At 67.0% G+C, this 10,219-nt stretch carries 10 protein-coding genes and 1 pseudogene; 4 read left to right on the forward strand and 7 right to left on the reverse strand.

The features are described 5' to 3' along the window. Positions 1-127 precede the first annotated feature (127 nt). Positions 128-1,129, reverse strand: a complete 1,002-nt coding sequence (locus ISS20_RS20700; RefSeq protein ID WP_291439130.1) for a pyridoxamine 5'-phosphate oxidase family protein — start codon at positions 1,127-1,129, stop codon at positions 128-130. Beyond that, positions 1,126-1,767 (reverse strand): glutathione S-transferase family protein, encoded by a 642-nt coding sequence (locus ISS20_RS20705; protein ID WP_291439133.1) that lies wholly within the window; start codon positions 1,765-1,767, stop codon positions 1,126-1,128. The genes ISS20_RS20700 and ISS20_RS20705 overlap by 4 nt, the downstream gene beginning before the upstream one ends. A gap of 117 nt (positions 1,768-1,884) precedes the next feature. Here ISS20_RS20705 and ISS20_RS20710 point away from each other — a divergent pair, with 117 nt between their 5' ends. Further along, positions 1,885-2,823: a LysR family transcriptional regulator gene (locus tag ISS20_RS20710; protein ID WP_291439135.1), complete on the forward strand. Its 939-nt coding sequence runs from the start codon at positions 1,885-1,887 to the stop codon at positions 2,821-2,823. A gap of 85 nt (positions 2,824-2,908) precedes the next feature. Further along, positions 2,909-3,226, forward strand: a complete 318-nt coding sequence (locus ISS20_RS20715) for a hypothetical protein (RefSeq protein ID WP_291439137.1) — start codon at positions 2,909-2,911, stop codon at positions 3,224-3,226. A gap of 153 nt (positions 3,227-3,379) precedes the next feature. Here the strand turns inward: ISS20_RS20715 and ISS20_RS20720 are convergent, their stop codons facing one another. Further along, a complete protein-coding gene (locus ISS20_RS20720) occupies positions 3,380-3,973 on the reverse strand; it encodes a TetR/AcrR family transcriptional regulator (RefSeq protein WP_291439139.1) in 594 nt (197 codons plus the stop codon). Between the two features lie 117 nt (positions 3,974-4,090). Here ISS20_RS20720 and ISS20_RS20725 point away from each other — a divergent pair, with 117 nt between their 5' ends. Beyond that, positions 4,091-4,918: an SDR family oxidoreductase gene (locus tag ISS20_RS20725; protein WP_291439141.1), complete on the forward strand. Its 828-nt coding sequence runs from the start codon at positions 4,091-4,093 to the stop codon at positions 4,916-4,918. A gap of 30 nt (positions 4,919-4,948) precedes the next feature. Continuing rightward, positions 4,949-6,082, forward strand: a pseudogene (locus ISS20_RS20730) (thiolase family protein). Positions 6,083-6,130: 48 nt separating this feature from the next. Here the strand turns inward: ISS20_RS20730 and ISS20_RS20735 are convergent. The 4 genes from ISS20_RS20735 to ISS20_RS20750 form a co-directional block, all read right to left on the reverse strand. Next, a complete protein-coding gene (locus tag ISS20_RS20735; protein ID WP_291439143.1) occupies positions 6,131-6,607 on the reverse strand; it encodes a peptidylprolyl isomerase in 477 nt (158 codons plus the stop codon). Positions 6,608-6,767: 160 nt separating this feature from the next. Then, complete coding sequence (locus ISS20_RS20740) at positions 6,768-7,847, reverse strand: pirin family protein (protein ID WP_291439144.1); 1,080 nt, start codon at positions 7,845-7,847, stop codon at positions 6,768-6,770. A 226-nt stretch (positions 7,848-8,073) separates the two neighbouring features. Further along, the gene (locus ISS20_RS20745) at positions 8,074-9,519 is read right to left on the reverse strand and encodes an MFS transporter (RefSeq protein ID WP_291439147.1); all 1,446 of its coding nucleotides are present in this window, start codon (positions 9,517-9,519) and stop codon (positions 8,074-8,076) included. A gap of 150 nt (positions 9,520-9,669) precedes the next feature. Continuing rightward, positions 9,670-10,158, reverse strand: coding sequence for a DUF1579 domain-containing protein (locus ISS20_RS20750; RefSeq protein WP_291439149.1), 489 nt, complete (start codon positions 10,156-10,158; stop codon positions 9,670-9,672). Positions 10,159-10,219: the final 61 nt, after the last annotated feature.

The raw sequence follows: 10,219 nt of genomic DNA on the forward strand, positions 1-10,219 counted from the left end.
GTCACCGAGCTGGCGCAGACGGCGCACGAGCGCAGCGGGCAGATGGTGGAGGCCGAAGCCACCGTGCCGCGCAGGCGCATTGCGGGGACAACGACACCCCGTGCGCTGCCCGCTGGTGGTGCGCCACTCAGTCCAGCGCTGCCTCGCGCATCACCCGGAACTGAGGGGCAGACACCGGCGGCGTCCAGCGCCATGGCAGCACCTGCGGCCGCCACAGGGCGCGCAACACCGTGAGCCGCAGCACACGCTGTGCGCCGGGCCAGGCAGTACGCGCTGCGCGGTCCCAAAGCACCTCGGCCTGCGCGGCAATGTGCAGCAAGCCACCGTCTTCATAGTCCACCACCAGCAAGCCTGCCAGCGGGTGCAGCGCAAGGTTGCCCAGGGTGTTGAAGAACTGGTTGCCAGGGTAGTCCGGCAGGCTCAGCACCACGCCGGCCTCCGTGTGCGCCACCTGCACAAAGCCTGGCTCGCCGCCCCGGTGCGATACATCCACGCCTTCGCTGTGCCCGGCACCAGGGCGTGGCGCCGAGGCACTGGCGATGAAGAGGGTGTCGGCAAGCTGCACGCGCGCGATGGCGGCGGCGTCCAGTCCCACGCCCAGCCACTGCACCGGGCCCGGAGCGGCCAGCGCAGCGCGCAGGCCTGGCTGCCGCGCCTGGATGTATTTGGGGCAGTTGCCAAAGCTCTGCACCACCTGCACGTCCAGGCCGTTATCGCCAAACGCTGCCACCCGCCCGTTCATGCGGTTGCGCCGCCGCGTGTGCGGCTCCAGCCCCAGCACGCCCACGGCCGCGCCTGGCGCCAGGTGTGCGAGCACCGGGTCCTTGGAATCCGGCGCGGTCGCGATCTGCATGCGCTGCGCATCGGGGGTGTGCACGAAACCGGGCTGGCCTGCCAGCATCGTGGCCCACGGCTGGCCTTGTTCATCCAGCGCCCCCAGCAATAAGGTGGGCAGCGTCTCAAACAGCTCACGGTGCTGGTCGGGCATGTGATCGCGCAGCACCATCGCACCCACGGCCGCCATGCGCTCGCGCACGCCCACGCGCGCCTGCAGGGCATGCTCGCCGGGGTGGAATGCCTCGGGCGGCACCGGCACCCCAACCGGTGCAGCAGGCACGGTGGCTGTCATGCCGCCACCTGCTCGGCAGTGGGCAGCTGGTCGGCCAGCACCGGGTAACCCGGCAAGGCCTGCATGCGCGCCACCCAGGCCGCAATGCGCGGGTAGACATCCAGCGGCAGCCCCGCCAGGTGGGCCTGCGAGGTGTAGCTGACCATGGCCACATCGGCCAGGCTGGGCGCTGTGCCCCCGAGCAACCAGGCACGCCCCTGCAGCTCGCCCTCCATGAAGGTGAGCAGGCGCTTGCCGGTGGCCTGCGCCACCTCGCTCACAGCACGGCCCGTCAATGTCGCAAAGCGCGGCCCACCAATGCCCGGCGCCAGAAAGCCCGCCGCCAGGCTGAACCAGCGCTGCAACTGCGCCTGCCCCACGGCGTCTTGTGGCAGCCAGGCACTGCCAGGGGCGTAGCGCTGAACCAGATACACCAGGATGCCATTGCCGTCGCTCAGCACCTGGCCTGCGTCCACCAGCACGGGCACCTGGCCTAGCGGGTTGAGTGCCAGGAACTCCGCGCGCTGGTGTTCGCCGCGCAGCAGGTTCACGTCGATCAGTTCATAGGGCAGCCCAAGCAGGGACAACATCAGCTCCACACGGTGGCAGTGGCCCGAGATGGGCATGCGGTAGAGCTGGAGCGGGGTGGTGGGGAACATGGTGAAGCCTCGTCGGTGGGTGAAAGGGAAGATGGCTCGACGATAGCTATTGCAGATTGCGATGTGAATAACCAATCACCGCTTTTCATAATTGCGGTATCCGCAATAATTGGTCGCATGGACTATCTCGACACCCTGCGCTGTTTTGTGGCCGTGGCGGACGCTGGCGGCTTTGCCGTAGCGGGCCGGCGGCTGGGCTGCTCCGCCACGGCTGTCACGCGCGCCATTGCGGCGCTGGAGGCGCGGCTGGGTGTGCTGCTGTTCCAGCGCAGCACGCGTTTGGTGCGCTTGACCGAGGCGGGCGAGCGCTTCTTGCAAGACTGCCGCCCCCTACTTAACGACCTGCACGAGGCCGAGCAGGCAGCCAGCGGTGCACAGGCCGAGGCCCAGGGGCTGCTGTCCATCACGGCGCCGCAGATGTTCGGCATCCAGCATGTGGCGCCCATCGTGCAGGGCTTTTTGCAGGCCCAGCCGCGCGTGCAGGTGCGCACGCTGTTCGTCAACCGCCTGGTGCATTTGCTCGATGAAGGCATGGACGTGGCCATCCGCATCGCGCACCTGCCTGACTCCGGCCTCACTGCGGTGCAGGTGGGCGCGCTGCGCCGCCTGGTGGTGGCGTCTCCCGCCTACCTGGCGCAACACGGCAGGCCACGCAGCCCGGCCGACCTGAGCAGCCACCAGGCCATCGGCTTCGCCTTTGACGCACGCACGCCAGCGCCCTGGAAGTTTCGCGATGGCGCCACAGGCCAGCCGCAATTCACCTGGATCAGCAACAGCAACGAGGTGGACATTGCCGCCGCAGAGGCCGGCATTGGCCTGACCCGCTGCCTTGCCTACCAGGCCGCAGCCAGCCTGCGCGCAGGGCGCTTGCGCATCGTGCTGGCCGACCACGAACTGCCACCTGTGCCCGTGCATATCGTGTACCCCGCAGGGCGGCGGGCCCCGGCGAAGGTGCGCGCCTTTGTGGAATGGGCACGCGAGCATCTGGCCAAGGAGCCGGTGCTGAACGGGCGGGGACTTGGGCGCGGTAACGCCTTGTTGCCAATGACTTCGTAACCTGTCATCGCGCCGCATCCGAGCACCGTTGCATAGCTAAGTCCGACGCTGTGTCGGGCGGTTATCCGATCTGAAAGGATTTCTCATGAACAAGCTCCTCGCTGCCCTGCTCGCTGGTTTCTTTGTGACCGCATCGTTTGCCCAAGCCCCTGCGGCCCCCGCAACGCCAGCAACTCCCGCGAAGGCCGCGGCGCCTGCGACCCCTGCCACATCGGCCATGCCCGCCACTCCAGCCACACCCGCCACCCCAGCGGTCAAAGCCGAAGCCAAGCCCGCAGTAACGCCAACCGCCACCGCGTCGGCCCCTGCAGAAAAGAAGGCAGACAAGAAGGCGAAGGCCAAGAAGACCAAGGCAGCGGCACAGAAAAAAGCCGACGCTGCCAAGCCTGAAGCGGCCAAGTAAGTTCCCAGTCAACCACCACACAAAGCCCGCTCTGCGGGCTTTGTGTTTTTCCATCGCAGGACTCAATGCTGTAGCTATGGCAACCGCAGAGATGCGAGGACAAAAAATGCGATAGCAAGCTCCAGCGCGCTGCGTTTCATACGCCGTGGGCACTCACCGCGGGACAGGCTCCGGCAAGCGCAGTGCGGCTGCGGTTGCATTCAGGATTTCGTTCGACAGCTCTTCATCGTCCACCGCGCGCGCCAGCACCATGGCGCCCACCAGATTCGCATAGTCGGCCAGCGCACGCTGGCGCTTCGCGGCCTTGGTACGGCCAGACATCAAGGTGGCCAGTCCTTCCAGTTGGGCGCGCACGCCCTCGGTCACAGCATGACGCACGGCAGGCCCCTGCCGCGCTGCATCACCGCCCAGCGCGGCCAGCAGGCAGCCCTGCCCGGCGGCATCACGGTGGCGTGGCGAAAGATAGGCCGCCTCGATAGCTGCCAAAGGGTCCTGCCCCTGCTCCACAGCCTCACGCGCAATGGCTGCCCAGGCGGTCTGCAGCCGCTGCAAGGCTCTTGCGCTGGCCTGCGCCATGAGCTCGTCCTTGGACGCAAAGTGCCCATAGAACCCGCCATGCGTGAGCCCTGCGCTCTTCATCAGGTCGGCCACTCCAATGCCGTCGAAACCCTTTTCGCGAAACAACTGCGCGGCCGCATCAAGAATGCGCTCACGGTTCTCCGCCATCTGTTCCTTGCTGACCTTCATTGTCTATCTCTCCCCGGGGATGTTGGCCCTGAAATTCAGTCTTGACATTTTAAATGATGATCGTCATATAATTTAAACGTGACGATCATCATCTAAAACAGCTTTCAGGAAACCGCCATGACCACCACAGCAAACCATTCCTCGCGCCCATCGCTGGGCACAGCCCTCATCACCGGCGCGTCGTCCGGCATTGGTGCCGTGTACGCAGACCGGCTGGCGCGGCGTGGTTACGATTTGATCCTTGTAGCGCGTGACGCCGTACGCCTGGCTGCACTCGCCCACCGTCTGGCGCAGGAGAGCGGGGTGAAGACTGAGGTGCTGCAGGCGGACCTGACCGACCGCAGCGACCTGATCCGTGTGGAGCAGCGTCTGCACAACGACGCCAGCATCACGCTGCTGCTCAACAACGCGGGCATTGCGGTAACAGGGACATTGCTGGACGCCGATATCGATGCCGTGGAACGCATGGTGGCGCTGAACGTGCTGGCCCCCACCCGGCTCGCTGCGGCAGCAGCCAAGGGCTTTGCGGCGCGCAAGGCGGGCACGCTGATCAACATTGCCTCGGTTTTGGCACTGCTGCCAGAGATGTTCAACGGCACGTACAGCGGCACCAAGGCCTATCTACTGAACCTCACCCGGTCCCTGCAGCAGGAGCTGGGGCCGATAGGCGTCCGCGTGCAGGCTGTGATGCCGGGTGCAACACGCACCGAGATCTGGGACCGCGCGGGTACACCCATCAGCCACCTGCCGCAAGACATGCTGATGGACGTGGACGCCATGGTGGATGCCGCGCTGGCCGGTCTGGATCAGGGCGAAGCGGTGACCATCCCCTCGCTGGAAGCGGTGCACGAGTGGAACGCGCTGGAAGACGCGCGCCGGGCGCTCGGACCTTTCCTGTCGCTGCGTCAGCCAGCCCAACGCTACGCGGTCACCACCAGCGTCTGAGCCTTCCTGCCCCACACCCGAGGTCTGACCATGCAAGCACTGATTTCTGCCTATGCCCGCTCCCCGTTCCACTTCGCCCGCAAGGGAGCGTTGACCGAGGTACGGCCCGACACCCTGGCCGCGCAGGTGGTCACGGGCCTGCTGCAGCGTACCGGTATCGACCCTGCAACCCTTGAAGACGTGATTGCCGGCTGCGCCTACCCGGAGGCAGCATAGGGCAACAACATCGCGCGCATCGTGTCGCTGCTGGCGGGCCTGCCCCACGAAGTGGGCGGCATGACGGTGAACCGCTTTTGCGGATCATCCATGTCCGCAATGCATATCGCCGCCGCACAGATTGAGGCGGGCCTGGGCGAGGCCTTTCTGTGCATTGGCGTCGAGTCCATGACCATGGTTCCGCAAGGGGGCTTCAACTTCTCGGCCCACCCCACGTTGTACGAGCACAGCGATGCGTACATCAGCATGGGAGAGACGGCCGAGAACGTTGCCCACCGATACGGGGTGAGCCGCGCTGATCAGGAAGCACTGGCCGTGTCGTCACACCACAAGGCTGCGGCAGCGCGCGAGGCCGGTCTGCTGCAGGCTGAAATCGTACCTATTGCCCTGGCGTCGGGCGAACTGGTGACTCAGGACGGCTGCATCCGCCCCAGCACCACGCTGGAGGCACTGGCGGCGCTGCGACCCGCATTCCGCGAAGATGGTGTGGTGACCGCTGGCACCTCGTCGCCCCTGACAGATGGCGCGGTGGCTGTCTTGGTGACCACCGATGCATATGCAGCGCGGCACGGACTTGCCCCGTTAGCCCGCATCCGCGCAATGGCCACTGCGGGCGTAGATCCTGCGTACATGGGCATGGGCCCCGTACCCGCCACACGCAAGGCACTGGCCCGCGCGAAGCTGTCGGTCAGCGATCTGGATGTCGTGGAGATCAATGAAGCGTTTGGATCGCAAGCCCTGGCTTGCATCCGCGAACTGGGCCTGCGCGAAGACACCATCAATATTGATGGGTGTGGCCTGTCCATCGGACACCCGCTGGGCGCCACAGGTGCGCGCATCACGGGCAAGGCCGCTGCGCTGCTGCAGCGCGAGAAGGGCCGTTATGCGCTGGCCACGCAGTGCATTGGTGGCGGGCAGGGCATTGCGACGGTGCTGGAAGCGCTGTAACCAGCGGGCGCAAACCAGGGGCCCGAGCAGCGGCACCTGGACTGGCTATCAATGGTGGTGGCCGTGTGCACCATGCACATGGCGGTGCGCAATTTCTTCGGGGCTGGCGGCGCGCACTTCGGTGACCTTGCAGCTGAAGGTCAACGCCTGGCCTGCCAGCGGGTGGTTGCCGTCCAGATGCACTTCGGGGCCCTTGATCTTGACCACGTTGAACACGGCGGGCTGGCCGTCGTTGCCCACCCCCTGCAGCTGGCCGCCGACCTTCACGCCGGGCGGGAACTCGCTTTTGGGAATGGTGCGCACCAGGCTTTCATCGCGCGCGCCAAAGGCGTCTTCCACCTCTAGTTGCAGCGTGGTGCTGAAGCCCACGGCCTGGCCCTCGAGCGCGGCCTCGACCTTGGGGAAGATGTTCTCGTAGCCGCCGTGCAGGTACGACAGGTGGCCCGCATCCAGCGGCTTGCCCTGGGGCGTGGTGACCTTGTAGGTGATGGTGACGGCAGAGTCTTTGGTGATGGTGGTAGCCATGGTGATGCTTGCGCTTTCAGGCGGTGAAAAACCGCGCGAGGCTGGCAGGGGTGAGCCGCCTGCCGCCGCGCGGGTCAGAACGAAACCCCGGATTGTCCACGAGGCGCCGGACGGCTGCCGCAGGGCCTCGTGGAGGCTTGGCAGGGCCTGGTGAACAACCCTATGCGCCCGCCGGGGCCTCGGCCGGGCGCTCTTCCTCCGTCTGGCCGGGGTAGCGTGCAAAACGCCGCGCTTCGGTGCCATGCACCGGGTCCTGGTCGGGCCAGGGCCAGCCGCCGAACTGGGTACGGCGGTAGTCGTTCATGGCCTGCATGATCTCGGCCTGCGTGTTCATCACAAACGGGCCGTACTGCGCCACGGGCTCGGCGATGGGCTGGCCTTGCAGCAGCAGGCATTCCAGCGGCGTGGCGCCGGTGTTGGTCAGCTGCCAGTCCTGGCCGGCCACCAGCTCCAGCGCGGCGTGCTGGCCCACGTCCTGCGGTCCCACGCGCAGGCTGTCGCCCACAAAGAAGTACAGCATGCGGCGCGTGCCCTGGCCGCGCGCGGCGGGCAGCGTCCACTGCGCGCCGGGGTCCATGCGCAGCGTCCAGATCGCCACATCGCCCTCGGGCTGCGAAGCCCAGGACTCGGGTGGCGGCGCCAGCGGCGCGGGCGCGCCGGGCAGGGCGCCCGCCACCACCGTCACCGTGGTGGCGCGACCTGCATCGTCGTGGTGGACCAGGCGCGGAATACGCTCGTTCCACAGCATGGTGAAGTGCGGCTCCACCATCTTGTTCTTCGCGGGCAGGTTCAGCCAGATCTGGAACAGCTCCAGTGAGTTGGGCTCGGTGGCGTTGAGCAGCGGGAACATCTCCGAATGCACGATGCCCTTGCCCGCCGTGACCCACTGCACATCGCCCCCGCCAAAGCGCGCGGCGGCGCCCAGCGAGTCGGAATGGTCGATGAGGCCCTTGCGCACCAGGGTCACGGTTTCAAAGCCCCGGTGCGGGTGGCCCGGAAAGCCGGGCACCGTGTCGCCGTGGTACATGCTCCAGCCATCCTTGCGGCTGAAGTCGCTGCCGATCTGGCGGCCCTCCAGCGACACGGCGGGCGCAAACGCGCCATTGCCTGCGGGGTAGGCATCGTCATGGTGGGCGCAGAACAGGAACGGGTCCATCGTGGGCCACAGCGGACCCAGCGCCTGGGCCTGCACGACGGGCAGACTGGCGGCAGACGAAGACACGGTGGGGGAGGACGACATCAAGGGCTCCTTGGGTTTGCGCCACCGGCTATCGGGCAGCAAGCCTGCCAAAGATAAGGCCAGAGGCTGCTTTCAGAAGTGCGCTGGGTAGAACAGTGCGGTGCGGCATACAGGACAGTGCCGCACAGCATGCGCACACAGGTTCGCCACCATTTCAAGCAAAAATGGCCGCACGCGCTAGTGCAATATGCCTGAGAAGCTATCAATTAGATAGCAGACCATCTCCTCATGCAGCACCAGGGTGGGAAGGCGCGGCACCTGACGGGGGCGGTGCCGGGCGCAACACGAAGCCGCCCAATACGGCGGCCACCAGCGCACACAGGGCCGACACCCAGAACGCCAGCTGGTAGCCCGCATTGAGCGCCTGCTGCACGCTGGCCCCGGCCTGGCGCAGGTGGTCGGTGCGCGCATCGGCCAGGCTGGCCAGAATGGCGAGGCCCAGGGCGCCGCCCATCATGAAGGCCGTGTTCACCACCCCCGAGGCCAGCCCCGAGTCTTCGGGCTTCACATCGCCCATGGCGGCCAGCAGCAGCGGGTTGAGCGCAATGCCGGCGCCCACGCCCAGCAGCAGCATGCCGGGCAGCACGTGGATGACAAAGCGCCCCTCGGTGGGCGCCAGCGCAAACAGGGCCAGGCCCACCGCGGCCAGCAGCAGCCCCCATCCTAGCGTGCGGCAAATGCCAAAGCGCATCACCACCCAGGCCGACAGCCCCAGCGAGCAGCCCGCCATGATGAGGTTGGACGGCAGGAACGCCAGGCCCACCTGCATGGCGTCGTAGCCCAGCACCAGCTGCATGTACAGCGCCGACAGGAAGAACCACGCAAACATCGACGCTGCCCACAGCACACCCACCACGTTGGAGATGGCCAGGTTGCGCAGCCGCAACAGCGGCAGGGGCACCAGCGGCGCAGCCACATGCGACTCGATGAACAAAAAGGCCGCCAGCAGCGCCGCCGCAGCCCCCAGCAGCCCCAGCGACTGCAGCGAGGTCCACCCCGCCGCGTTGCCATTGACGATGGCGTACACCGCCAGCATCAGCGACGCGGTGATGGTGACGGCGCCCGCCACGTCCAGCCGCTGCCCGTGCGCCTGCCCCTTGCCGCCTGGCAGCAGCGCCAGGCAGGCCAAATAGATGGCCACGCCGACGGGGATGTTGACCAGAAAGATCCAGTGCCAGCTCAACGCGCTGGTGAGTACGCCACCCAGCAGCACCCCAATGCTGCCGCCACCGGCGCACACAAAGCCGTAGACACCCATGGCGCGCGCACGCTCGCCCGGCTCGGTGAACAGATTCATGATGAGCGACAGCGCCACAGCCGACACCACGGCGCCGCCCACGCCCTGCACCGCACGTGCCGCCACCAGCAGCCCTTGCGTTTGGGCCAGCCCGCAGGCCAGCGAAGCAATGGTGAACAGCGTGATGCCCGCCAGAAACAGCCGCCGGTGGCCATACAGGTCCCCCAGCCGCCCGCCCAGCAGCAGGCAGCCGCCAAAGGTGAGCATGTAGGCGTTGACCACCCACACCAGCGAGGTTTCGGTAAAGCCCAGGTCGGCCTTGATGCTGGGCAGCGCGACATTCACGATGGTGGTGTCGAGCACGATCATCAGCTCGCCCAGGCACAGCAGGATGAGTGCGGGCCAGCGTGCGCGGCCTTCGATGCGGAGGGTCATGGGACAGCGGAAATCAGAAGAGATGGACGGCGCAGTGTGTCACGCGCGTTGCGCTTGCGACTGGCGGAGTGCCATGCCAGTGCGCCCGTGAAACTCGCTTGGCCGGTGCGCCGGGTGCGTCACCGTTTGAGGGGGAAGCCGCGTAGCGGCTCAGGGCGTTCTCGTGTACTTGGCTTGCATGCACTGCTTCCAGCCACCGTCCGGCTGCTGGCCAAATGAGGTGAGCGTGCGCTCGTGGGCGCTGACGAGAGTGATCACGTCCCGGTAGCGTGTGGTGGCGTCGTCGTTCTTGAAACTGGGGCCTTCGGCCTCCAGCGTCAGCACCTTCTGGTCCGCATCGAGCGTGCCACGGTACACCCACATGTGGGTCATCATCGAGCCCACCCAGGTGCCGACGAACGCCTGCTGGTCCGGGTCGTAGCCCAGCGTCATCAGCATGCGGGCCTCGCCGCCCCCGGCGGGCATGGAGCCCGCCCCTTCGCACAGCACCCACAGGGCGCCCAGCGCACGTACGTGCTCGGTGCCCTGGCTTTGTGCGGGGGGCTCGCCAGGCCCCATGTCGGCCGAAGACTCGCAGGTCCAGTCGCCCAGCAACTGCTGCAGCCAGCGGTGCATGGCGTGGGGTTCGGGGCTCATCATGGGGGGTCTCCTGGTGCCGTGTTGCGGGCGCTGCTCAGTCGCGGTCGGGCGCACCGAGCGG

The sequence above is a fragment of the Acidovorax sp. genome (assembly GCF_016783915.1).
In the GTDB taxonomy this organism is placed as follows: Bacteria; Pseudomonadota; Gammaproteobacteria; order Burkholderiales; family Burkholderiaceae_C; genus Acidovorax.

What these genes read in the sequence shown, in the direction of transcription:
- ISS20_RS20715 (WP_291439137.1), top strand. Translation starts at nt 2,909, where the DNA reads ATGAACAAGCTCCTCGCTGCCCTGCTCGCTGGTTTCTTTGTGACCGCA.
- ISS20_RS20735 (WP_291439143.1), bottom strand. Translation starts at nt 6,607, where the DNA reads ATGGCTACCACCATCACCAAAGACTCTGCCGTCACCATCACCTACAAG.
- ISS20_RS20710 (WP_291439135.1), top strand. Translation starts at nt 1,885, where the DNA reads ATGGACTATCTCGACACCCTGCGCTGTTTTGTGGCCGTGGCGGACGCT.
- ISS20_RS20725 (WP_291439141.1), top strand. Translation starts at nt 4,091, where the DNA reads ATGACCACCACAGCAAACCATTCCTCGCGCCCATCGCTGGGCACAGCC.
- ISS20_RS20700 (WP_291439130.1), bottom strand. Translation starts at nt 1,129, where the DNA reads ATGACAGCCACCGTGCCTGCTGCACCGGTTGGGGTGCCGGTGCCGCCC.
- ISS20_RS20750 (WP_291439149.1), bottom strand. Translation starts at nt 10,158, where the DNA reads ATGATGAGCCCCGAACCCCACGCCATGCACCGCTGGCTGCAGCAGTTG.
- ISS20_RS20745 (WP_291439147.1), bottom strand. Translation starts at nt 9,519, where the DNA reads ATGACCCTCCGCATCGAAGGCCGCGCACGCTGGCCCGCACTCATCCTG.
- ISS20_RS20740 (WP_291439144.1), bottom strand. Translation starts at nt 7,847, where the DNA reads ATGTCGTCCTCCCCCACCGTGTCTTCGTCTGCCGCCAGTCTGCCCGTC.
- ISS20_RS20720 (WP_291439139.1), bottom strand. Translation starts at nt 3,973, where the DNA reads ATGAAGGTCAGCAAGGAACAGATGGCGGAGAACCGTGAGCGCATTCTT.
- ISS20_RS20705 (WP_291439133.1), bottom strand. Translation starts at nt 1,767, where the DNA reads ATGTTCCCCACCACCCCGCTCCAGCTCTACCGCATGCCCATCTCGGGC.